The following is a 23100-nucleotide window of genomic DNA, read 5'->3' on the forward strand; positions in this document are numbered from 1 at the left end:
GACAACTTCGACAATCACCGGACACGTACAGCATAAACGAACATGTGTTCGATCGCATCGAACACATTCACGACACGCGGAGAATCATCCCCGAGCGGGCGCGAGAATCATCTCCGAGCGGGCGGAACATCGAACTCGTTACACAGCTCCCGCCAGACCTCGCGGGGTTCCTGACCAGCCTCGATCGCCTCGGCAGCCGTCTTGCCGCCGAGCGAGAGCAGCACGTGGTCGATGAGCAGGGAGTCCCCGCGCAACTGTCCGAACTCTTCGCGGACAAGTTCATGAAATTCGGTCAAACGCACGTCCGCCACGGTACCGGGCTTCCGACTCATATGCGCTCACGGTCCCGTGTTCGAACCGACGGGTTCGTAGCGTGCCGTAGGACGCCATCGTGACGCCCCAGTGCTAAGGCAAAGCTTGCTACAGCTAACGGGATCTTCTCACTAACTGAAACCCTAAGAACTTTACCGTGACAAGCGCGAATAAAATCCCCAATAGCGCGCCGATAAAGGGACCACCCATTACCACAATGGCTATCGCTAGGTCATTGTTAATAGAGGTCAGATCCACACCTCTAGGAGTGCTGAAGAATGAGTAGACCAAGGTAGTCGAGGGGCTATTCATAAATAGCACAAACGAGACAGACAACAAAGATCCGAGTACGAACCCAAACAGTATCAGAACGAACGACAAGATTCTCACAAAGGATACCCTTCAGTCAAATTTCAAGAACTCCTCAAGCTCCCTATCTCCGCGATGGCTACTCCGGACTTCTTCCATAGCGCCATTCGTTCTGGCAGGAAACTCGCAAACAGTATCGAATCCGAGATCAACGGCCACTGGATATGATTGTCAAACAGATGCGACTGAAACCCATCTGCCATATTATAGGTCACTTCTTCTGCATTGAGGCCATTAGCGATTCCAATTCGTGCCAATTCCCGTTCTTCGACCAGAATCCTAACGACGACTCCGTCCGCAGAAGGAAGCCCGACGTCTTCACGACTACAGACGACCCACATCGTTTTCCTGTAACCACGCACCGCATTTGAAGTCTCGGCATCAGAAGCAATTCTCCCAATTGCTTGCTTGATGTTCGTTGCAAAAGATGGTGCAACGGAATCTGTCCAGGTAACTTCCCAATGAAATCTGGGGCGGTCCATTTGATACCCTTCAGTTGGCGACTGCCAGTGCGTGAAGTCAGGCGGGATCAGTATCGATCGCGCAGCATAATATATGGCCGTATGTCCGCGACCATGGTTCTCTCGAAATCTCCCCTAAACTCGCAAAGAATTTTCATTGCGATCTCTTCGCCGAAGGAGTTCTTGGACATTGTTCCATGAAAGAGGTAGTCCAGAGATCCCCCGTCGGTGCCGAGTTTGCTGTACGACCACGGATCAGGAGCTCCATTTCTGGTAATCGACCCCTGACAGGTAGTGGGCGTGGCAGCGCCGTACGCTCCGAGCTCGTACATGGGTGGCAGAAACTTTATGCCCCACGCAATCGGACGTACCATATTCGGATCCGTGGAGTTCTGAGTCCATTGCGCGGAAACTCTCATGAATCCCTCCTCATCAATTCTATCTTCGCTCACATTTGTTCGATCCAACTCGAAGTAGAGTGGTGGATTCTCCTCGTTAATGAACTCTGGCTGAAGTACGCCCATCCGGTCAAACTGAAACTGCTGCCACGGATTTCCATACGAAAGCTGTGGATCTCCCGTTGGGTAACCAAATCTACTCTTCTCAAATCCGTAAACTCCCCAGATATCAAGCACAGGATTCACCACTGGGTGCGCTCCATGTGCGGGGTGCCAGTAGATGACGCCTCTTTCGAAACGGTTCATACGTCCTTGGCCGTCCGGAAGGACGATCTCATCGCTGGTGGGATAGCCGAGGAGGCTGCCGGGGGTTTCGGCACCTACCTCGTTCCACTTGTCGCGGATCGCACCGGTGATGGTCGAGCCAATGGCGTTTTGGAAGGCCACGTAGATTGCCCCACCTTGGAACTCCTGGTGGCGACCGATACCGTCGGCATGGACGATTTCATCGGATTTGGGGTAACCCAGCCATCCGGCCTCATAGCCGTGGACGCCCCAACGGTTGAGGAAGCTGTTGACTACTGGGTGTGCACCAGTGGCGGCGGACCAATAGATCGGCCCATTGAGAAACTGGGTGCGCTTTCCGTACCCGTCCGGATTCGTCAACTCGGGCGAGTTCGGGAAAGACAGAAAGCTGGCCGGGCCGCCCAGCGAGTTGTACTTGTCGCGGATCGCCCCACATACAGCGTGTGGCGACGGCCAGTACACCTGGCAACCCGACGCGACGCGCATTGTCGCCAACCGGGCTTCCATTTGTTCAGCCTTGTCGGCCTCCTCTTTCGTGAATCCCGCCGGTATCTCCTCACGGTCGGACCGCATTTGTCCGGGAAGCACGGTCGCCTTCGGGCTCTTCGTCGGCTTCCAATCCGGATCCGGCTCGGCCGTCATCGACGACAAGGCAGGATCGGTCGGCGCTACCGGACCATTTCCCTTCGGTGCGGGCGGCAACTCAGCCGGCCGCACCCGTTCAGGTGCGGTCGGTACCAATTCATTGGGCGACTGGGGTCGCGGAACCGCGACCCCAGTTGACGGCTGTGTCAGGTCGACGGCTTCCTCGCTGGTTGTCTGGTCTGTTGGCTGCACGGATGATGTCGTTGCAGTGGGTGTGGCCTGCGGCGATACGGTCGTGGCCCCTACAGGTGATTCTGTCGTCGCACTCGGTGTAGGCGATTGGGTCATTGTGACGCTCGGCGTAGTGGTCGAGTCAGGTTGTGCCGCAACCACACCGCCAACAGTAAACATCAACGCCGATGCCACCGACAGCACAGTCGTGCCCCGTACCCATCGTCTCGATTGAGATCGCATCTCATTGCGTGATCGCGTATGCCCTGCCATTCGGGGCCCCTCCCGTAGCAATCGAAGATCAGCAGCGTTCACATCTGGGAAGGGACCTACAGCGAGGCCGCGCCCTTCACAGCGATAACAAATGTCACTTACGTTACAAATCGAACCAATAGGTCACTTCTAGCTGATTGCCCAACGAAGACCTGGAGGTACTTCGCACACCGACCCGCACTACTGGACAGCCCGGCACACTTGCACGGGGTCCGCGACGTCCGAGGCCATTCGTGCCGCATGTCGGGCGGCCTGGGCGAAGCTGTCGTCGGCCAGCACCCGGAGAACCGCGTCCCGCAGGGCGTCGGCAGTCACGGGTCGCACGATGGTGGCACTCCCCTGCCTCGCGGCCCGATTGGCCAACTCCCACTGGTCGCCGCCGCCTGGAACCACCACTGCCGGCACCCCGGCCGACAACGCTTTCGCGAGCATTCCGTGGCCACCGCCGCACACGATCACCGAAGCATGGCGCAGCATCTCGTCCTGACGTCCCAGACCCGCCCGCACCCATGACGGCAACTTCGCGTCGGGCGCACCGTCGAGCAGCGAGGCGACCATGCGCACCCCGGCGCCGGCCAACCCGCTGACCGTCATCTCGAACATCCCCTCGGCCCCCGTAAACGCTGTAGACGGGGCCACCATCACCACGGGATCGTCGCCCGGAGACGGTTCGAGAACGGTCTCGGTCGGCTCCCACAGCAGCGGGCCCACGACGTGAGCTTCACCCGGCCAGTCCGGGCGCTCGACCTCCAACGCGGGGATCGTACCGATCAGACGAGCCGCCGGGCCCGGATCACGTCGCGGCAATCCAATGGTTTCGCGTGCGTCCGAGCGTTGCCGAAGCCCCTGCTTGATGGAGCGACCGGTGGCCGCACGCATCATCATGTCGCGAAGTCTGCCCCTCACTCCGATTCCGGGCGCAAGCCCACTTCCAATGGGCGGCAGTCCCTTCGAAGCCGAGTACAGCGGGTGCGGAGACAACTCCACCCAGGGGATCCCCATCCGCTCCGCAGCGAGACCACCACCGGCAGTGAGGATGTCCGACACCACGAGGTCCGGACTCAGCGCCTGCAGGTCCGGGAGCAACTCGGTGGAGATGTGCGCCGCTCGCGCATGGATACGCGCACCTGCGTCATGATCGTCGTCGACCGGGCGCGGCGCGAGGCCCTTCAGCCGCTCGGCCCTGATCCCGGCCGCACGCGCCGACTCCAACCACCGGACGCCGGTGAACAGAATCGGCTGGTCCCCCGCTTCGAGGAAGCGTAGGCACAGCGCGATGGCAGGGAAGGCATGTCCGGGATCAGGCCCGGCGACAACGGCGACTCGCACGCAGACAGAGTGTCACAAGCGGACTGCGAAAGTTCGCAGACAGGGTCCTATCCCGCAGACAGGGTGCTATCCCGCAGACAGGGTGCTATCCCGCAGACAGTGCCTCCTGCGCTGCGGCCAGCGCCTTCTCACGGTCCGCCGGCACCAATCCGATGCGGGTGCGTCGATCGAGAATGTCATCGACATCGAGCGCGCCTTCGTGCGTGACGGCGAACTCGAGTTCGGCGCGGCTCACGTCCAGCCCCTCGGCAACGGGTGCAGTGCTTCCGGATCTCGAGGACGCCACGAGCGGCGCTTCCATTCCGTACCGCGCGCGCAGCGTCGCAGACGCGTTCACCGACTTCAGGGCCTTCTCGGTTCCCGCGCCGACCAGGGGCAGGTTCCGGGTACGGCACTCGCCCGCCTGCAGACTGCCCGACTCCACCGCTGCGTCCACGGCGTCCTCGGCCATCTTGCGGTAGGTGGTCAGCTTGCCGCCCACGACACTGATCGTGCCGTTCTTCGAGCGCAGCACAGCGTGATTGCGCGACAGGTCGGCGGTCGAACCATCACCGGTGTCGAGTAACGGCCGCAACCCAGCGTACGTTCCCAGAACGTCGTCGCGGGTCAGCGGAGTCTCCAACGCCCTGTTGACCGTCGTGAGGAGAAAATCGATCTCGTCGTCGGAAGCGGTCGGCACATCAGGCACCGGCCCCGGTGCCGCCTCGTCGGTCAAACCCAGATACACGCGACCCAACTGAGCGGGAAGCGCGAACACGAATCGATTGGTCTCGCCCGGGATCGGCACCGTCAGTGCCGCCGTCGGGTTCCCCAACTTCTGGGCCGAAAGCACCAAGTGCGTGCCTCTACTCGGCCGCAGTGCGATGTCGGGATCGACCTCCCCTGCCCACACCCCCGCCGCATTGATCACGGTGCGAGGACGGACCTCGAACTCCTCGCCCGTCAGCTCGTCTCGCAGCATGGCGGAGGAACCGGTCACGTTCGACGCCCCGGTCCGCGTGAGAATCTTCGCGCCGTGCAGCGCAGCGGTCCGGGCAATCGACACGACCAGGCGGGCGTCGTCGATCAACTGGCCGTCGAATGCCAGCAGTCCCCCGCGAAGCCCCTCGCGCTTGACCGCGGGAGACAGCTCGGCAGCACGCGCAGCGTCGACATACCCCGACCGAGGGAGAACGGACGCTGCAGTGTTCGCGGCGGCGCGCAGAACGTCACCGGCCAGGAATCCGATCCGGACGAGGGTCTTACCCAGGAACGACGTCTCTGGAAGCAAGGGCACGAGCTGCGGCATCGCACGAACCAAGTGCGGCGCCGTGCGAGTCATCAGAATGCCGCGCTCGACCGCACTCTCACGCGCGATCCCCACGTTGCCGGTTGCCAGATAGCGCAACCCACCGTGTGCAAGCTTCGAACTCCACCGGCTGGTACCGAACGCGAGGTCTCGCTTCTCGACCAACGCAACGCTCAGTCCGCGTGAGGCTGCATCCAGCGCGATTCCGGCGCCGGTGACGCCGCCGCCGATCACGAGTACGTCGAGCGGTGCTCCGGCGGCCAGTTCGGCAAGCTCGCGAGCGCGCCGAGCACGGTTGAGTGCGGACGACTTCTCCGTGCCCGTCACCTGACCGGGGCCAGGTACGAATCGACCGCGTGACGCAGTTCCGTCAACAGATCGTCACCCGCGATTTCCGGTTCCACCATCCGAGCCGACTGCACGACCGACTGCACGATGAGCAGCATCATCGTCGCGATGTGCCGAGCGTTTCCCTGCCGAACCGAACCCTCGGTCTGCCCGATCGAAATCGTTGCCTCCAGGGCGGCGATACCGGCCTTCTGACTTGTTCCCAGACGATCGAATACGTAGGTGCCGAACAAGTCCTGGTCGAACTTCAAGATCGTGACGAACATCTGATGAGTCGAGATCTGATAGGCGACGTCGCACGCCGCGTCCACGAGTTGAGCGCGCGCCGGACGAGTGGAGTCCATCGAAGGCACAGCCGCAGCGATCTCACGAGTCATGAGATCCGCGACCACTGCCCGTATGTCGGGCCACCGCCGATATACGGTTGGGCGGCTCACGCCTGCGCGCCGGGCAATTTCGGCCAGCGTCGTCCTACGCACGCCGAATTCCAGAACACACGATCTGGCGGCGTCAAGAATCTGCCCCTCCACACTCACAGGCACTTCCGCTTTACGAATAGTCATGATGTGTAACATCGTAACGCATCGCTGTAGACGGTGCACCACCACTTACGCACTCACACGACGCCCCTCGAACTACGAGAAATAGTAAAGCTCGAACCCCACCATCCGAGACGAATCGAATCCAGACCTCGGCCCCGTCACCATCTCGACCTGCGCCCTGGCCTGTTCTTGCACCGGTTCGTCGCTCAAGGCTTCCAGGTAGCGCGCATGTTCGGCCAACGAGGCCACTGCCTTCTCGACCGTATGCGTGACATCGACCCCGTGCGTCGGGGTCATCGTGTTCACCGCAACCCACCGAACTCCCGACCACGGTGGAAACTGCTGTGCATCGAGTTCGGGGAAAATCCATTCGTTCGCCGCATCCGAGGTGGCATCGAGCACGCTCTGCCCCAACGCCCGGTGATCTGCGCTGTTCGCATACCCAGGACCCCACGTTCCGCCGAAATTCATGGTCACCACCAACTCCGGCCGGTGACGCCGAATCGCCGCCGCCAGACCACGTCGCAAATCGAGGCCTTCTTCGAGACGCCCGTCCGGGAACCCGAGGAACTCGACGACATTCACTCCGACGACTGCCGCGGATCGTCGCTGTTCTTCTTCACGTAGCGGCCCCGATTGCGCGGGCGGCAGGCCGGCGATGCCTGCCTCGCCGCTGGTGGCGAGAACGTAGCGAAGGTCTTTCCCTTGTGCGGTCCACCGCGCAACCGCTGCGGCGCAGCCGTACTCGATGTCGTCCGGGTGCGCGACGATCACGACGGCCCTGGTCCAATCCTCGGGGAATGTCTCCATACCCTCGAGCATGACATTTACGGCCGGGTCGCACCGGACTTCTCGTCATGACCCGACACAGCCTTCACCAGCATGTACACGCCGGCGACGATCGCACCCACCACGAAGAGCCAGAACAGGCCCTTCACGAGTGCCCCGATCACCGCCAGTGCGATCCAGACCAACACCACTGCCAGGACGATCTTCCACAGCATGACTTCTCCTCCACTGACTTCGGCTTCTCCACCGAGAGTGTCACGCATCCGTACGAAAATCACCTGGTCATAACGAAGATCAGGGAAAGTTCAGGGTTGACCCCCATAAGCGGCCCGCCGACGGTCGACGCCACGTCTGCCGTCTCCCTGACGTAGCATTTGCAGATTGTATTCCGCATGAACAGGAGCGCCACGCAGTGCCGTCGACCACCCGATTCACAGTCCGAGACCTGGCACAGGTGGCTGTATTCGCCGCACTCATCGCCGCACTGGGACTGCCCGGCACCATCAACATCGGCACGTCGGGCGTCCCCATCACGTTGCAGAGTCTCGGCGTCATGCTCGCCGGAGCCCTTCTCGGCGCTCGCAAGGGTGTCCTGTCGGTGCTCACGGTGATGGCGGTCGGCCTGGTGCTGCCGATCCTGGCCGGCGGACGCACCACCCTCACCTCACTCGCCGGACCTACCGTCGGCTTCCTGATCGGCTGGATTGCCGCCGTCGCGGTAATCGGCTGGCTGTCGTATCGCATGGTGCCGCGGTACAAGGTGCTCCCGGGGTTCGCCGCCAACGTGCTCGGTGGGATCGTGGTGCTGTATCTGTTCGGCATCGTCGGCATGATGCTGCGCACCGATCTGACCGCCTGGGGCGCCTTGGTGGCGAACGCGTCGTTCCTTCCCGGAGATCTGATCAAGGCCATCGTCACCGCTGTCGTGGCCGCCCAGGTACATCGCGCGTACCCCGCTCTTCTCTCGGAACCCGTCGGCACCCGATGAGCGTCATTCGGTTCGAGGGCGTCGAGCATTCCTACGGGGAACGTCCGACGCTCGACGGCGTCGACCTGACGCTCTCGGAGCACCGCATCGGGGTGATCGGCGCCAACGGCGGCGGCAAGTCCACGCTTGCACGCATGATCAACGGTCTCGTGGTGCCATCCACGGGTCGGGTCACAGTCGACGGTCTCGACACGCGAAAGAAGGGGCGAGACGTGCGCCGCAAAGTCGGCTTCGTCTTCACCGACCCCAATCATCAGATCATCATGCCGACGGTTGCAGAGGACATCGAGTTCTCGTTGCGCCGCCGGAAGATCTCGAAGAAGGAACGGACGCTTCTCGTCGAGGATGCACTGGACAGATTCGGGTTGTCAGGTCACCGTGAGCACCCCACCCACCTGCTGTCCGGCGGGCAGAAGCAATTGCTCGCCCTGGCGGCTGTCATGGTCACCGAACCGGATGTTCTCGTCGCCGACGAGCCGACGACGCTCCTCGACCTCCGCAACACCCGAATGATCTCCGAGTCGTTCGCGCGGCTGCCACAACAACTGATCGTCGTCACTCACCAACTGGACCTGCTGAACAGGTTCGATCGAGTGCTGGTGATCGACGACGGTCATGTGGTCGCAGACGGTGCGCCGCAGTCGTCCATCGACCACTATCGGGCACTCGTCGGATAGGCGGCGATCGTGACACCTCTGGGCATCTACCAACCCGGAACCAGTATCCTGCACCGGCTGGCGGCCGGTCCGAAACTGCTTCTGCTCGTCGCAGCGATCGTCGTGATCACCCTGCTCGTCCGGAATCCGGTTCACCTGCTCCCAGCGACGACGATCGTCGTCGCGGCATATGCGATTGCGCGGATCGGGGTCCGAACGGCGTTGCGCCAGTTGCGGACTGTGGTGTGGATGCTGCTGATCATCGGAATCTTCCAGTGGATCTTCACGGGATGGCAGCGTGCCGTGGTCGTCTGCGGTACCCTCCTGCTCGCTGTGGCACTGGCCGCACTGGTCACCCTCACCACCCGGGTCTCCGACATGCTCGATGCCGTGACCCGAGGACTGAAACCGCTGAAGCGAATCGGCGTCGACCCGGAACGCGTCGCGCTGGTCCTCGCCATGACCATCCGCTGTATCCCGCTGCTGGCAGGGATCATCGGGCAGATCTCCGAAGCCAGGAAGGCACGCGGCCAAGCCACGTCTCTGCGCGCCTTCGCAGTCCCCGTCGTCATCAGCACCCTCATCACAGCCGATGCAATGGGCGAGGCCCTCGCTGCCCGCGGCGTCGACGACTGACACTGTGAGGACTGGAGGTCCTACCGGCAACTCCCCCTGCTACGAACACGACTGTGGCCTGAGTGGATCGTCCACCCAGGCCACAGTTCGTGAAATCGTCGGTGTCAGGCGCCCGTCTGGCCTGCTGCCGGCGGCTGCTGCTGACCCGCTGCCGGCTTCGCAGCCGGAGTCTCGGTGCTCGCACCACCCGACGGAAGCGCGTCACCCTTCATCGAGGCACGGATCTGTTCGAGCCTGCTGTGCCCCGCCATCTGCACGCTCGCCTGCTGAACTTCCATCATCCGGCCGCTGACGGAGTTCTGAGCCAACTCGGCGGAGCCGAGTGCCGTCGCGTAACGGCTTTCGATCTTGTCGCGGACCGAATCCAGGCTGGGCGTGTTGCCCGGCGCTGCAAGCGTGCTGTCCATCGACCGCAGCGACTCGCTGACCTGTTCCTGCATCTTGGCCTGCTCGAGCTGGCTGAGGAGCTTGGTCCGCTCGGCGACCTTCGACTGCAACGTCATCGCGTTCTGCTCGACGGCCTTCTTCGCCTGTGCGGCGGCCTGCAGCGACTGGTCGTGCAGAGCCTTGAGATCCTCCACGCCCTGCTCTGCCGTCACCAACTGCGCAGCGAACGCCTCGGCGGCGTTCGTGTACTGGATCGCCTTCTCGTTGTCGCCTGCATTCTGAGCCTGCTCGGCAAGGTTCACGGCCTGACGCGCATTCGCGTTGAGTTTCTCGACCTCGTCCAGCTGACGGCTCAGCTTCATCTCGAGCTGGCGCTGATTACCGATGACGGAAGCAGCCTGCTGCGAAAGCGCCTGGTGCTGCCTCTGCGCATCTTCGATCGCCTGCTGAATCTGAACCTTTGGGTCGGCCTTCTCATCGATCTTGGAATTGAAGAGCGCCATCAGGTACTTCCATCCCTTGACGAAAGGATTAGCCATGGGTTTGATCCTGCCTCCATCTGTTGCGCCGCGAGAACCGCGACCCGATCCGTGACCGTCACGCACCGGAACAGGGCCTCCGCCCCACCTGAGAATCTATCGGTAACTCGCTGACGGGGCCACGCCACCGTCGTTACTCACGCCGCGGCGAGAGCTGACGGTGCCGGAATGACCACGCGGGTGTCCTTCGCGATGGCCGGCGATCCCACCGTGGCCGCCTCGGAGGTCGTCGAACGATCCACCATCGACTCACTGACCTCGACGAGCACAGTGGACAGCGGAACCTCCAGCGCCTCACAGATCGAGGCGAGCAACTCGCTCGACGCCTCCTTGCGCCCACGCTCCACCTCGGACAGGTATCCGAGGCTCACACGTGCGCTGTTGGAGACTTCGCGCAGGGTGCGGCTCTGCGAAACGCGCGCACGACGAAGACTGTCACCGATTGCCTCACGCAATAGCAGCGCCATCTCGCTCCTCCTTCATCCGTCACCTGTCTTCTATGCTCAACGCACGGGCAGGTCCGATTGGTTCCCGAGCCTATCGCGTCGGGTCTACGACTCCTGGCCCGACGTCCGTTTCGCGTGCCAGCCGATCACGCAGCCCCGACACTGCCGCGACCACCGCCGCACACCGTATTGCCCAACGGTCCCCTTCGAGGGCAAGTTCACGAACTTCGGTGCCGCCATCCCCTGAGATTCCGACGAACACCGTGCCCACTCCGTGCCCGTCCTGCTCGTCGGGTCCGGCCACACCGGTCAATCCCAAACCCCAGTCCGAGCCGCACCGTCGTCGGGCTCCCTCCGACAGTGCGGCGGCGGTAGACCTCGACACCGGCCCGGCCGACGCCAGCACGGATTCGGCCACGTCTGCGAGCGACGCCTTGAGGTCGGTCGCGTACACGATCAACCCGCCTCGCAGAACCGCACTCGCACCCGGAACACCGGCCACGGTCGCCGCACACAGGCCGGCCGTCAACGATTCGGCCGTCGCCATCGTCTGGCCTGCCCGAGTCAGTGCGGCCACCAACTCGACCACTTCCGCTTCCGGCACGGTCATCGAGCCCGCACCGTCATTCGCCGATTCCCGCAGAGGACTCCATTCGGTGCACTCCGGCACGTAGCCGGACTGCCTGCACCGCGTAGTCGATTCCGGTGACCACCGTGAGAATCAGCGCCGCCACCATCAACGCCCAACCGAACGGCAGCGCCGCAGCAGGGAGGGGAAGCAAGAACACACCGATCGCGAACACCTGCAACAACGTTTTCAGTTTGCCGCCACGTCCGGCCGGAATAACGGCGTGCCGGAGCACCGCAAGCCTCAGCAAGGTAATTCCCAGCTCGCGTGCTGCGATCACGATCGTCACCCACCACGGCAGATCGCCGAGGATCGACAGTCCGACGAGCGCTGCCCCGATCAGCGCTTTGTCCGCGATCGGATCAGCCAGCTTCCCGAAGTCGGTGACCAGACCGTACTTGCGTGCAAGCTGCCCATCGATCCGGTCCGTGATGGCAGCAACCGCGAAAATTCCCGCCGCGACCAGCCGCCACAGCGTGGAATCCCCGTCATCGACGAACAACGCCACCAGAAACAACGGAACGAGCACGATGCGCAGCATCGTCAGGATGTTGGCAATGTTGAACAGTGGAGCCTGCTGGTCCGGTGTTTCCTGCCCAGAAGCCAGGGGTGCGTTGGCGGGTTGCGCGATCGGCTCTGCCCGATCCTCGCGCCGCGCGGTCACCTGCACGCCCCGTGACGTAGGAGGCGCCCCGACGGGTACGAGGAAGGCTGAGTGATCTGTGGTCGAACCGGCACGTGACTCAGAATATCCTTTGCACCATTGACTACTGTTCACCCCATGACATGTTGGACTCCCGCGCGATGACAACTCCGATACCGGCCACCCTCGAAGGCGACACCGTGGTGCGGCGAGCGCGTGCCTCCGACGTGCCTCAGATCAAACGACTCATCGACATCTACTCCGGCAGGATCTTGCTCGAGAAGAACCTCGTGACGTTGTACGAGTCGCTGCAAGAGTTCTGGGTCGCCGAACGTGACGGCAATGTGATCGCCTGCGGCGCACTGCATGTGCTGTGGGCAGACCTCGGGGAGATTCGCACGGTCGCCGTCGACCCCGCAGCCAGAGGCCAGGGTGCAGGCCACCTCGTCGTCGCGAAATTGATCGAATCGGCGCGCGAGCTCGAGCTTGCGCGCGTGTTCGTTCTCACCTTCGAGGTCCGGTTCTTCGGAGCACACGGATTCGTCGAGATCGACGGCACCCCGGTGACCGCGGAGGTATATGCCGAGATGTGCCGCTCGTACGACACCGGCATCGCCGAGTTCCTGGATCTGAGCTTCGTCAAACCGAACACCCTCGGCAACACGCGGATGTTGCTCACACTCTGAGCGTCCCAGACCGAACCTGACAACCTGAACTCACGACTACGCGAGAGCGAGCGCACGATGTCCCTGTTTCTGGTCGAATACAGCTACTCACCGGACAAGTCCGCACAGCGCGACGAACACCGTCCGGATCACCGGGCATGGCTGGGCGAGTTGATCGAACGCGGCGTCGTGAAGTCGTCCGGACCGTTCGCCGACGGCACGGGTGCTCTCATCATCGTAGATGTGGCCGACGCCGAGACGGTGCGCCTGCTGTTCACGCACGACCCGTTCGACCGCGCAGGTCTCGTGGAGAGCTCCCGCATCACCGAGTGGATCCCGGTGATGGGGGCCCTCGCCGAGTGACGAGTCGGCGCTATTCGGCCGCCACCCGCTCGTCCTTGCGTGACTTCAGCAGGCTCGCGACTGTCGTGATCACGAGGACTCCGATGATCACGCAGAGCGAGAACACCGTCGAGATCTCCGGTACCGAGACGTGCTCGCCACCGTTGATGAATCCGAGCGTGTTCTCGTGGAGCGCGTGGAGCACGAGCTTCACACCGATGAACCCGAGAATGATCGACAACCCGTAGGACAGGTACACGAGGCGGTCGAGGAGTCCACCGATGAGGAAGAAGAGCTGCCGCAGTCCCATCAACGCGAAAGCGTTGGCGGTGAACACCAGATACGGCTCTTTCGTCAGACCGTAGATCGCCGGGATCGAGTCGAGGGCGAACAGGACGTCGGTGAACCCGATGACGACGAGCGCCAGGAACAGCGGGGTGAAGACGCGCTTGCCGTCGATCTTCGTGACCAGTTTGTCGCCGTCGTACGTGTCCGTGGTCGGCAGAACCTTCTTGACGAAGATCACTATCTTGCTGTCGCGCTCCTCTTCGACGTCCTTCTCCTCGCCGTGGTCGCGAATCAATGTGTACGCGGTGTACAGGAGGAATGCACCGAAGATGTAGAAGACCCAGCTGTATGCGTTGATCGCTGCCGCACCCATCGCGATGAACGCACCACGCATCACCAGTGCCATCACGATGCCGATGAGGAGCACCTTCTGCTGGTACTCGCGTGGCACAGCGAAAGTGCTCATGATGATCACGAAGACGAACAGATTGTCGACGGACAACGCCTTCTCCGTGACGTACCCGGCGAAGTACTCACCACCGTGGCCACTGCCCCACATCCACATCACGAAGAGCCCGAAGATGATCGCGATCGTGATGTACACGGCGGACCAGAATGCGGACTCGCGCAGAGTGGGTGCGTGTGGCGTCCGAACGTGTGCGAAGAAGTCGAACACGAACAGCCCGAGAACCACCAGACAGGTGATGCCCCAGACCAAGGGGGAAACGTGCATGAAAACAGACCTCCGGTCAACCTCGAGGATGCCGGAGGTCTCTCCCACCGAACCCGGCGACGAGCCGATCCGATCGACAGCCCCGGATCGGCAACGGTGCCGAACGTGTTGACGATGCTGTCGCAGAAGCGGGGATACTCCCCTCCAAAACGTGGCCTATTCAATCACAGCCAACGCCACGTCGACGAATCACTCCTCGGTCGGCGCTTCGTCGGGATCACCGCCACGAATCGACCACAGCAGACCGTCCAGCTCATCCGGTTTGACAAGCACCTCACGGGCTTTCGAACCTTCGCTGGGTCCGACGACCCCGCGGTTCTCCATCAAATCCATCAGACGACCCGCCTTCGCGAACCCGACTCGGAGCTTGCGCTGCAACATCGAAGTGGAGCCGAATTGGCTCGTCACCACGAGTTCGACGGCCTGGAGCAACACGTCCATGTCGTCGCCGATGTCCGGGTCGACGTTCTTCTTCTCCCCCGCCTTCGCAACGGTGACACCCTCGGTGTAGTCCGGCTCGGCCTGGTTCTTCGTGAAGTCGACGACCTTCTGGATCTCCTCGTCGGTGATGAAGGCACCCTGCAGGCGGATCGGCTTGCCCGCACCCATCGGCAGGAACAGACCATCACCCATACCGATCAACTTCTCGGCGCCCGGCTGGTCGAGGATCACCCGCGAGTCCGTGAGCGACGAAGTGGCGAACGCAAGTCGTGACGGCACGTTGGTCTTGATCAGGCCGGTCACCACGTCCACGGACGGACGCTGTGTCGCCAGAACCAGGTGAATGCCGGCAGCACGTGCCTTCTGCGTGATGCGGACGATCGCATCCTCGACGTCACGGGGCGCGGTCATCATCAGGTCGGCGAGCTCGTCGACGATCGCCAGAATGTACGGGTACGGCCGGTACACCCGTTCACTGCCGAGTGGAGCGGTGATCTCGCCCGAACGCACCTTCGCGTTGAAGTCGTCGATGTGGCGAACCTTGGTGGCCTGCATGTCCTGGTAGCGCTGCTCCATCTCCTCCACCAGCCAGGCGAGGGCAGCAGCGGCCTTCTTCGGTTGCGTGATGATCGGCGTGATGAGGTGCGGAATACCTTCGTAGGGCGTCAGTTCGACCATCTTGGGGTCGATGAGAATCATCCGAACCTCGTCGGGCGTCGCCCGTGCAAGCAACGACACCAGCATGGAGTTGACGAAGCTCGATTTACCCGAGCCGGTCGAACCGGCCACCAGCAGGTGCGGCATCTTGGACAGATTCGCCTTGACGAAATCGCCCTCGATGTCCTTGCCGAGCCCGATCACCAGAGGGTGATGGTCGTTGCGAGTGCTCGCGGCCGTGAGTACGTCGGACAGCCGCACCATCTCGCGGTCCGAGTTGGGGACCTCGATACCGACTGCGGACTTGCCCGGAATCGGCGCGAGTAGGCGCACGTTGTCCGTGGCAACCGCGTATGCAATGTTGCGTGCCAGAGCAGTGATTTTCTCGACCTTCACACCTGGCCCGAGTTCCACCTCGTATCGCGTGACCGTCGGACCACGCGTGAATCCGGTGACCGCGGCATCGATCTTGAACTGTTCGAGCACCTCGCTGATGGACTCGATCATCGCGTCATTGGCCGAACTGCGCGTTTTGGGCGGGTCACCCGCGACGAGAAGTTCGAGCGACGGAAGTGTGTAGTCGCCCTCGACGACACGGTCGGTGACGAACTTCTCGACCTCGGGAATCGGCGGTTCGGGAGCCGGAACGACGGGCTTGGCTTTGATCTTGGGCTTTGCCTTGGGCTTGGGCTCGGGCGGCACCGCCGCAGCGGCGGTCTCCTTCGCCGGCGACTGCTCCCAGCGGCCGAGCACCTCGGTCTTCGCGTCCCCACCACGGCCCGAGTATTCGTCGGCCGGGTAGTTGTCGTACGGGCCGCCTCGAGGTCGTCCGCCGTCGTCAACCGGGTAGCCGTCGACATCGAACAACGACGGGTCGTCGTGGTACCCGTACTCGTCGCCGTACTCGTCGTATCCGTATTCGTCACGAGCCAGACCGAAGTACGAACGGAATTTACCCGGAACCTCACGCAGGGTCGTTCCGGTGAGCAGGAGAATGCCGAATGTCAGTGCCATCAGCAGCAAGGGAACCGACAGCCAGACGGTCAACCCCGTGGTGAGCGGACCACCCATCGCATACCCGATGAGTCCAGCGCCCTGCGAACGTCCGGCGGGATCGGTGGGCGCACCGGCTACGAGGTGCCACAGACCCAGGATCGGTAGGCAGAGCAGCAACGATCCCAGTACCAGCCGAGGGCGGACTTCCGGCCTCGCCTCGGTTCGCATCAGCACTATCGCGATACCGAATGCCACGACCGGCAGAACCGCGGCCGCCCCGCCGATCACGGTGCGCACACCGGTCTCGATCCACGAACCCACTGGTCCACCGACAGAAAACCATACGCTACCTGCGACGATGATCGCCGCAGCGATCAAACCGAGGGCAATACCGTCCCGTCGATGCCCTTCCTCGATATCGGCAGCACGACCGACTGTGCGGGTTGTTGCGCCGACCCCCTTGGCGACCAAGGACCAACCCGCACCGATCCCCCGGAAAACAGCTTCGAGTGGACTCGCGCTGGACTTCTTCTTCGCAGGTCGACGGGCATTGTTGCGTGCCCGCGCAGCCTGCCCTTTCCGCGGTGTCGTGACGGTCTTCGTGGTCCGAGAACGTGGGGTGGACCTGGCAGAACCACCGCGGGCGCTCGTCCGCGATCTGGACGTCGTCGCGCTCGTGCTGCGGGTGCTCGTCTTACCTGCCATGGCGTCCACGTTAGTCGCTGGCCCACCATCAGGACCATCCGCAACACTCGTAACACCTGTCGAGCACGAATTCCCTGTGAGTGGTTGACGAGTCTCCGGACTCGCAGACCACTCACAGGGGATGAGCGGTCAGACACCTCTGTCGAGGGCTAGAACAGCCGCGACCGCGTCCGGTTCACCGCTCGCTTCGACAGTTGTTTCGTCTCTGCCGAAGGCATGGAGCAGCAACTCCGACGGCTCCCCGCGCAGGACCACCGAAGCCCGTGCATTCCGCGTGCCGACGGTGATCGTCTCGCCGGAAGGTCTCTCGAGAACGACGCGCACCACCGCATTCCGGTAGCCATGACGCGCCACACCCTTCACGAGCGACCACAGGGAGTCCTGTTCGCCCTCGCCCATCAGACGAGGCTGCCATCCCGGGTGTGCACGACGGACGTCCTCGTGATGGACGAACATCTCGCTCGTGTTCGCCAGGGAATCGACCCAGTACAGCGGCGACCACACCGGCGGTCCGGAGCGCACCTCGTCGAGCAACGTACTCCACGGGCGAGCGGCGATCTCGGCCTGAATCCGCTCGGTGCGGGAGGCGAGTTGCCGCACCACGATCCCACCCGCCGCGTCGAGCCTGCGCTCACGCAGAATCAGATGAGCGGCAAGGTCACGATTCGTCCACTCGCCACACAGGGTCGGGGCGTCAGGCCCGTGTTCGGTCATCGAATCGACGAGCGCGTGGCGCTCGTCCTGCGCGAATGTCACGCCTACGAAGATACAGAGGTCGGTCAGGGAACGCCGATCACCGTGGGGACGATCATCGGCCGACGGCGGTACTTGTCGGCAACCCACCGGCCCACGACACGGCGGATCGCCTGCGCGATGCGATGCGTGTCCGTCACGCCCTCACCCGCGAGACGAAGAAGTTCCGCCTCCACGAGTTGCGCCGCATCGGCCAACGCATTCGGGTCGTCGGAGAAACCTCGCCCGGATACCTCCGGTGTGCCGACGGATTTGCCGGTGGTCTCGTCGACCACCGCGGTGATCGCGATGAAACCGCCTTCACCGAGCACGAGCCGATCGGACAGTGTGGAGTCTCCGACATCACCGACCGACAAACCGTCGACGTACACGTGACCGACCGGCACCTGACCGACGATCTCGGCCAGGCCGTCGACCATGTCCACGACCACGCCGTCCTCGGCGAGGACGATGCGCTCCTCGGGCACGCCCGTCGCCTTGGCGAGTGCGGCGTTCGCCCGGAGGTGCCGCCATTCGCCGTGGACCGGCATCGCATTGGTGGGCCGAACCGCGTTGTAGAGGTACAACAGTTCACCTGCGGAAGCGTGTCCGGAGACGTGGACCTTGGCGCTCTGCTGCGTGATCACCGCCGCACCACGCTTCGCGAGACCGTTCACGACCGCGAACACGGAGTTCTCGTTGCCGGGAATGAGGGACGACGCCAGCACGACCAAGTCGTTGGCGCGAATGTTGATCTGCCGGTGCTCACCGCGAGCCATCCGCGACAGTGCCGACAACGGCTCGCCCTGCGAACCGGTGGAGACCAGGACCAGCTTGTCGTCAGGCAAGTTCGCTGCGGCGTCGATATCGACGACAAGTCCGTCCGGGACGGACAGGTAACCGAGATCCTGGGCGATCTGCATGTTGCGGACCATAGAACGGCCCACGAAGCAGACGCGACGGTTGTAGCGGTGCGCAACATCCACGACCTGCTGGATGCGGTGCACATGACTGGCGAACGACGCCACGATCACCCGCTGCTTCGCCTTGCCGATGACATTGTCGAGCACGCCACCGATCTCCCGTTCGGGAGTGACGAACCCGGGGACCTCGGCGTTGGTCGAATCCACGAGAAACAGGTCGACACCTTCGTCCCCGAGCCGGGAGAAGCCCGCGAGGTCGGTCAGACGTCCGTCCAGCGGAAGTTGATCGAGCTTGATGTCACCGGTGTGCAGGACCACTCCGGCATCCGTGCGGATCGCGACCGCGATCGCGTCGGGAATCGAGTGGTTGACCGCGAAGTATTCGCATTCGAACGGGCCGTGGCTGGTGCGCTGGCCTTCGACCACCTCGACCAGCTTGGGGCGCTGTCGATGCTCACGGCACTTGGCTGCCACCAGAGCGAGTGTGAACTTGGATCCGACCACCGGCAGGTCCGGACGCAAACGCAGCAGGAACGGGACGGCACCGATGTGGTCCTCGTGACCGTGTGTGAGCACGACCGCCTCGACGTCCGCCATCCGGTCCTCGAGGTGACCGAAGTCAGGCAGGATCAAGTCGACGCCGGGCTGCTGATCCTCGGGGAACAGCACGCCGCAGTCGACGATCAGCAGTTTGCCCTTGTGTTCGAACACCGTCATGTTTCGGCCGATCTCGCCGATGCCGCCGAGGGCGACCACGCGAAGACCCTTGAACGGCGCCTTCGGGGGCGTACCGAGTCGCACGGATGCATCCACGGGCGCCTTCGCTTTGCCTCGAGAGTCGGAACGACGGCCACCACCCGACCGGCGAGACTTACCCGAGCCGGTCCTGGTTGCGCCACCGGAGGTCGCTCCCCCCTTCGTGGACGGAGCTTTGACCGGCTTCTGAGATGCGACCTTGGGCTGCTCGGCGGCCACGGCTTCGCGGGTGTCGGCCTTCGCCCTCTCGGGTGTGGGTGTGGGTGGGCCCGCCTTTCGGCTGGCACTACGTCGGCGGTTGGGACGGGTCATTACAGAACTCCTGCTGCGTGAAGATCCGCTGCCAGTCCATCGATCATGTCGTGGGTGGGAGCAACCTGCGGCAACCGCGGTTCTCCCACATCCAGACCGATAAGCCGTAGACCGGCCTTCGATGCACTGACACCGCCGAGCCTTGCGACGGACCGGATCACCGGAATCAGGCTGAGGTTGATGGCGCGGGCGCGCGCGATGTCGCCGGCCACGAACGCGCTGTGCAGCTCGCGCAGACGACCGGGAACGAGATGCCCGATGACACTGACGAATCCGACGGCGCCCACGGAAAGCCACGGAAGATTGAGTGGGTCATCGCCCGAGTAGAACTGAAGGTCGGTGGAACCGACCAACTCGGCACCTGCGTTCAGGTCGCCCTTCGCGTCCTTGACCGCCATGATCCGAGGGTGCTCGGCCAGCAGCCGAATGGTGTCGGTTTCGATCGGGACAACGGACCGCGGCGGGATGTCGTACAACATCACCGGCAGATCCGTTGCGTTGGCGACGGCCGTGAAATGAGCGAACAGGCCTGCCTGCGGTGGACGCGAGTAATACGGAGTGACCACCAGGAGCCCGTGCGCACCAGCGCGGGCAGCATCGCGAGCCAGTTCGACGCTGTGTGCGGTGTCGTTGCTGCCCGCCCCTGCGATGATCCTCGCGCGGTCGCCGACGGCGTCCAGCACGGCGCGCAGCAATTCGAGCTTCTCGTTCTCGGTGGTGGTCGGCGATTCGCCCGTGGTGCCCGCGAGCACCAGTCCGTCACAGCCGTTGTCGACGAGATGCGTGGCGAGCCGCACACCCGCGTCGATATCCAGCTTTCCGTCCGAGGTGAAGGGAGTCACCATGGCCGTGGAGATGGTGCCGAACGGACGCTCGAGCGCAGAAGCGGAATCACCGTAGGTCATGGTCAGAAGGCTACCCGGTGAACGGATGTCTCTTGCACACCACTCACATGTCCATGGAGTACGGCGTGCGTGCCACGTGCGTTCCGTCTTCGAGTTCCACCGTTTCGAAGTCCCCGAACACGTTCGGGGCCACCTCACGTAGTTGCCGCAAGCACTCGACCGCGACCCGTCGGATCTCCACATCCGCGTGTTCGGTGGCGCGCATCGACACAAAATGCCGCCACGCCCGATAGTTGCCGGTCACGACCAACCGCGTCTCGGTGGCGTTGGGCAGCACCGCTCTCGCCGCCTGCCTGGCCTGCTTGTTGCGCAGCATCGCGCTGGGCACATTCGCGAGCTTCACCTCGAGCGCATCCAGCAGCGTCGAATAGGCCTCGGTGCTTGCCGCAGTGGCTTCGGCGAACAGCGCCTCGAGTTCCGGGTCGCCCTCGATCACAGGCGGCGGAACGACGTCGGCATCGTCCTCGCGGACGAATCTTTGGGACAGCTGCGAGTACGAGAAGTGACGATGACGAATCAGCTCGTGAGTACACGATCGCGAAATACCGCTGATGTAGAAACTGACGCTGGCATGCTCGAGTACCGACACATGACCGACTTCCAGCAGATGTCGGAGATATCCCTCGTTGGTGGCGGTGCGTGGGTTCGGTTTCGACCAGCTCTGATAACACGCTCGCCCGGCGAATTCCGCCAGAGCCTCCCCACCGTCTGCATCTGTTTCCCACGGCACATCTGCAGGTGGAGTGAACTCGGTTCGCGCAACGAGCTGAACCTTCAACGACACCGATCGTGGCACGGGACGGTCTCCTTCTCCTGGTCGGTCACCTGTTCCGCCGATACCGCACCGACACTATCCCCGTCGTTCAGGCAGGCTTTCGTCGGTTCCACCCCTTGACTGACGTCATGAATGACGTCACCATGGCGTCATGGAGCTGAACAAGTACACCGAACGACTGAGCGCAGACATCTCGGCTGCAGCAGCACTCGGCGACGAGAAGACGCAACAGACCGCAAATGCACTGGCCTCTGCCATGACGCCCGCTGTACGCCTCCTGCTGCTCTCGGCCCTCACCGACTTCGCCGAGGAAGTCTCCGACACACTGGAAGACAAAAAGATCTCGGTCCGACTCGACGACGATCAGGTCGTCCTCGACGTGTCCGACGTCCTGTCCGCGACCATGGATGACAGCACAGGAGGCCGAGGTGACGCCACCGACGACACCAGAGCAGCGTTCGACGACCTCAGCGGGGACGTCAGCCGGGTGACCCTTCGCCTGGTCGAACAAATGAAAGAACGCGCGGAAGAGGCGGCGTCCCAGAACGGAGTCTCCCTCAATTCTTGGGTGGCTCAAGCCGTTCAAGGAGCACTGCGGGAGCAGATGCGGCGTAACGGGATGGACAAATTCTGATCGGGCGCGGACCGCTGGGCGCACCCTGCGCACAGGCAATGGTGTAATACCCTTCACATCATCGGCACCGAGGAAGGTGCCCATTGGGCGAAGGAGCGAAGAAGATGGCCGTATCGGGCAACAAAGAATTCGAGATCAAGGCGGATCCGGCCACAGTCATGGCGGCCATTGCCGCGGTCGATCGCCTGACCGAGTGGTCCGGTCCGCACAAGTCGGTGGAGATCATCAGCACCCATGACGACGGTCGGCCCAACCGCGTCCGCATGTCGGTGTCCATTCTCGGCATCAACGACGAGCAGGTTGTCGACTACACGTTCTCCGGTGACGATTCCGTGTCGTGGACCCTCGTCGAAAGCACCCAGCAGAACACACAAGAAGGCTCGTACGTCCTGTCCGCCACGGACGCGGGAACCAAGGTGCACTTCGAACTCACCATCGACCCCAAGGTTCCGCTTCCCGGCTTCCTCGTGAAGAAGGCACAGAAGTCAGCCCTCGAAACCGCGAGCAAGGGTCTCACCAAGTTCGTCGAGAGCCTCTGAGGTTTTACCCAGATCTCACGGGTGCCGGTTCTGTGTATCAAGCGTCTTCCATGAGCTGTGCCGCAACCGTTGCACCCAGTTCCCAGCACGCGTTCAGGTCGTCCTTGCTCGGCTTGCCGGAAACCACCACGTAATCAGCGGCTTTCACCCAGCCCATACCGGTGGTGATGGAAGTGACGCCTTTCTCGGCACCCTCGGTCCCCTCGTTGCCGTGGATGTACATTCCGTACGGCCTGCCTCGCGTGGAATCGAGACATGGGTAGTAGCAGACATCGAACGCGTGCTTGAGGGCACCACTCATGTACCCGAGGTTCGCGGGGGTGCCGAGAAGGTAGCCGTCCGCTTCCAGCATGTCGGTGGGTGACACGGCGAGCGCAGCACGGCGCACCACCTCCACACCCTCGATCTCGGGATCGGTGGCGCCGGACAGCACGGATTCGAACATGGCCTGTGTGTACGGCGACGGCGTGTGATGCACCACGAGCAACTTTTTCACACCTTCAGGCTACGGGTATCGAGCCGCGCCATATCCGACAACCGGAC

The 23100-nt window shown here is 62.9% G+C and carries 26 protein-coding genes; 7 read left to right on the forward strand and 19 right to left on the reverse strand.

Features of this window, described 5'->3' with window-relative positions; translation table 11 throughout:
* Nucleotides 1-107: 107 nt before the first annotated feature.
* The 8 genes from ACZI8Q_RS08035 to ACZI8Q_RS08070 form a co-directional block, all read right to left on the reverse strand.
* Complete coding sequence (locus ACZI8Q_RS08035; protein WP_463372985.1) at nucleotides 108-302, reverse strand: DUF3046 domain-containing protein; 195 nt, start codon at nucleotides 300-302, stop codon at nucleotides 108-110.
* 423 nt (nucleotides 303-725) lie between these two features.
* The gene (locus tag ACZI8Q_RS08040) at nucleotides 726-1163 is read right to left on the reverse strand and encodes a hypothetical protein (RefSeq protein WP_463372986.1); all 438 of its coding nucleotides are present in this window, start codon (nucleotides 1161-1163) and stop codon (nucleotides 726-728) included.
* Nucleotides 1164-1210: 47 nt separating this feature from the next.
* Nucleotides 1211-2857, reverse strand: coding sequence for an LGFP repeat-containing protein (locus ACZI8Q_RS08045; RefSeq protein WP_463372987.1), 1647 nt, complete (start codon nucleotides 2855-2857; stop codon nucleotides 1211-1213).
* Between the two features lie 258 nt (nucleotides 2858-3115).
* Nucleotides 3116-4264, reverse strand: coding sequence for a glycosyltransferase (locus ACZI8Q_RS08050; protein WP_463372988.1), 1149 nt, complete (start codon nucleotides 4262-4264; stop codon nucleotides 3116-3118).
* 85 nt (nucleotides 4265-4349) lie between these two features.
* Nucleotides 4350-5879: a glycerol-3-phosphate dehydrogenase/oxidase gene (locus ACZI8Q_RS08055; RefSeq protein ID WP_463372989.1), complete on the reverse strand. Its 1530-nt coding sequence runs from the start codon at nucleotides 5877-5879 to the stop codon at nucleotides 4350-4352.
* Nucleotides 5876-6463, reverse strand: a complete 588-nt coding sequence (locus tag ACZI8Q_RS08060; RefSeq protein ID WP_463372990.1) for a TetR/AcrR family transcriptional regulator — start codon at nucleotides 6461-6463, stop codon at nucleotides 5876-5878. Before ACZI8Q_RS08060 ends, ACZI8Q_RS08055 begins: the two co-directional genes overlap by 4 nt.
* A gap of 72 nt (nucleotides 6464-6535) precedes the next feature.
* Nucleotides 6536-7252 (reverse strand): PIG-L deacetylase family protein, encoded by a 717-nt coding sequence (locus ACZI8Q_RS08065; protein WP_463372991.1) that lies wholly within the window; start codon nucleotides 7250-7252, stop codon nucleotides 6536-6538.
* 17 nt (nucleotides 7253-7269) lie between these two features.
* The gene (locus ACZI8Q_RS08070) at nucleotides 7270-7494 is read right to left on the reverse strand and encodes a hypothetical protein (RefSeq protein ID WP_463373183.1); all 225 of its coding nucleotides are present in this window, start codon (nucleotides 7492-7494) and stop codon (nucleotides 7270-7272) included.
* Between the two features lie 149 nt (nucleotides 7495-7643).
* On the opposite strand from ACZI8Q_RS08070, the gene ACZI8Q_RS08075 reads away from it, so the two are divergent.
* The 3 genes from ACZI8Q_RS08075 to ACZI8Q_RS08085 are packed head-to-tail and all read left to right on the forward strand — an operon-like array spanning nucleotide 7644 to nucleotide 9511.
* Nucleotides 7644-8219, forward strand: a complete 576-nt coding sequence (locus ACZI8Q_RS08075) for a biotin transporter BioY (RefSeq protein ID WP_463372992.1) — start codon at nucleotides 7644-7646, stop codon at nucleotides 8217-8219.
* The gene (locus ACZI8Q_RS08080) at nucleotides 8216-8896 is read left to right on the forward strand and encodes an energy-coupling factor ABC transporter ATP-binding protein (RefSeq protein WP_463372993.1); all 681 of its coding nucleotides are present in this window, start codon (nucleotides 8216-8218) and stop codon (nucleotides 8894-8896) included. Before ACZI8Q_RS08075 ends, ACZI8Q_RS08080 begins: the two co-directional genes overlap by 4 nt.
* Nucleotides 8897-8905: 9 nt before the next feature.
* The gene (locus ACZI8Q_RS08085) at nucleotides 8906-9511 is read left to right on the forward strand and encodes an energy-coupling factor transporter transmembrane component T family protein (RefSeq protein WP_463372994.1); all 606 of its coding nucleotides are present in this window, start codon (nucleotides 8906-8908) and stop codon (nucleotides 9509-9511) included.
* Between the two features lie 104 nt (nucleotides 9512-9615).
* Here ACZI8Q_RS08085 and ACZI8Q_RS08090 read toward each other — a convergent pair whose 3' ends face one another.
* The 4 genes from ACZI8Q_RS08090 to pgsA form a co-directional block, all read right to left on the reverse strand.
* Nucleotides 9616-10437, reverse strand: coding sequence for a PspA/IM30 family protein (locus tag ACZI8Q_RS08090; RefSeq protein WP_463372995.1), 822 nt, complete (start codon nucleotides 10435-10437; stop codon nucleotides 9616-9618).
* A gap of 137 nt (nucleotides 10438-10574) precedes the next feature.
* Nucleotides 10575-10904, reverse strand: a complete 330-nt coding sequence (locus tag ACZI8Q_RS08095; protein ID WP_463372996.1) for a helix-turn-helix domain-containing protein — start codon at nucleotides 10902-10904, stop codon at nucleotides 10575-10577.
* 70 nt (nucleotides 10905-10974) lie between these two features.
* On the reverse strand, nucleotides 10975-11493 hold the full coding sequence (locus ACZI8Q_RS08100; protein WP_463372997.1) for a CinA family protein: 519 nt from the start codon (nucleotides 11491-11493) through the stop codon (nucleotides 10975-10977).
* 13 nt (nucleotides 11494-11506) lie between these two features.
* A complete protein-coding gene (pgsA, locus tag ACZI8Q_RS08105) occupies nucleotides 11507-12175 on the reverse strand; it encodes a CDP-diacylglycerol--glycerol-3-phosphate 3-phosphatidyltransferase (protein WP_463372998.1) in 669 nt (222 codons plus the stop codon).
* Nucleotides 12176-12315: 140 nt separating this feature from the next.
* Here pgsA and ACZI8Q_RS08110 point away from each other — a divergent pair, with 140 nt between their 5' ends.
* Nucleotides 12316-12840 carry an amino-acid N-acetyltransferase gene (locus tag ACZI8Q_RS08110; RefSeq protein ID WP_463372999.1) on the forward strand — a complete coding sequence of 175 codons (525 nt, stop codon included), beginning with the start codon at nucleotides 12316-12318 and terminating at the stop codon, nucleotides 12838-12840.
* A gap of 57 nt (nucleotides 12841-12897) precedes the next feature.
* Nucleotides 12898-13182, forward strand: a complete 285-nt coding sequence (locus ACZI8Q_RS08115; RefSeq protein ID WP_463373000.1) for a YciI family protein — start codon at nucleotides 12898-12900, stop codon at nucleotides 13180-13182.
* Nucleotides 13183-13192: 10 nt separating this feature from the next.
* Here the strand turns inward: ACZI8Q_RS08115 and ACZI8Q_RS08120 are convergent, their stop codons facing one another.
* From ACZI8Q_RS08120 to thyX, 6 genes are all read right to left on the reverse strand, one after another.
* A complete protein-coding gene (locus ACZI8Q_RS08120) occupies nucleotides 13193-14182 on the reverse strand; it encodes a TerC family protein (protein WP_463373001.1) in 990 nt (329 codons plus the stop codon).
* A gap of 189 nt (nucleotides 14183-14371) precedes the next feature.
* The gene (locus ACZI8Q_RS08125; RefSeq protein WP_463373002.1) at nucleotides 14372-16981 is read right to left on the reverse strand and encodes a DNA translocase FtsK; all 2610 of its coding nucleotides are present in this window, start codon (nucleotides 16979-16981) and stop codon (nucleotides 14372-14374) included.
* A 129-nt stretch (nucleotides 16982-17110) separates the two neighbouring features.
* The gene (locus ACZI8Q_RS08130; protein ID WP_463373003.1) at nucleotides 17111-17737 is read right to left on the reverse strand and encodes a TIGR03085 family metal-binding protein; all 627 of its coding nucleotides are present in this window, start codon (nucleotides 17735-17737) and stop codon (nucleotides 17111-17113) included.
* A 23-nt stretch (nucleotides 17738-17760) separates the two neighbouring features.
* On the reverse strand, nucleotides 17761-19704 hold the full coding sequence (locus ACZI8Q_RS08135; protein ID WP_463373004.1) for a ribonuclease J: 1944 nt from the start codon (nucleotides 19702-19704) through the stop codon (nucleotides 17761-17763).
* A complete protein-coding gene (gene dapA / locus ACZI8Q_RS08140; RefSeq protein ID WP_463373005.1) occupies nucleotides 19704-20609 on the reverse strand; it encodes a 4-hydroxy-tetrahydrodipicolinate synthase in 906 nt (301 codons plus the stop codon). Before dapA ends, ACZI8Q_RS08135 begins: the two co-directional genes overlap by 1 nt.
* 43 nt (nucleotides 20610-20652) lie before the next feature.
* Nucleotides 20653-21405: an FAD-dependent thymidylate synthase gene (thyX, locus tag ACZI8Q_RS08145; protein ID WP_463373006.1), complete on the reverse strand. Its 753-nt coding sequence runs from the start codon at nucleotides 21403-21405 to the stop codon at nucleotides 20653-20655.
* 130 nt (nucleotides 21406-21535) lie between these two features.
* On the opposite strand from thyX, the gene ACZI8Q_RS08150 reads away from it, so the two are divergent.
* Both ACZI8Q_RS08150 and ACZI8Q_RS08155 read left to right on the forward strand, forming a co-directional pair.
* On the forward strand, nucleotides 21536-22018 hold the full coding sequence (locus ACZI8Q_RS08150; protein ID WP_463373007.1) for a toxin-antitoxin system HicB family antitoxin: 483 nt from the start codon (nucleotides 21536-21538) through the stop codon (nucleotides 22016-22018).
* A 104-nt stretch (nucleotides 22019-22122) separates the two neighbouring features.
* Nucleotides 22123-22557 (forward strand): SRPBCC family protein, encoded by a 435-nt coding sequence (locus ACZI8Q_RS08155; protein ID WP_463373008.1) that lies wholly within the window; start codon nucleotides 22123-22125, stop codon nucleotides 22555-22557.
* Between the two features lie 37 nt (nucleotides 22558-22594).
* On the opposite strand, the gene ACZI8Q_RS08160 is transcribed toward ACZI8Q_RS08155, so the two are convergent.
* Entirely contained in the window at nucleotides 22595-23002 is a 408-nt protein-coding gene (locus tag ACZI8Q_RS08160; RefSeq protein ID WP_463373164.1) for a flavodoxin family protein, read from the reverse strand.
* Nucleotides 23003-23100: the final 98 nt, after the last annotated feature.

It is taken from the genome of Rhodococcus quanlei (assembly GCF_055231015.1).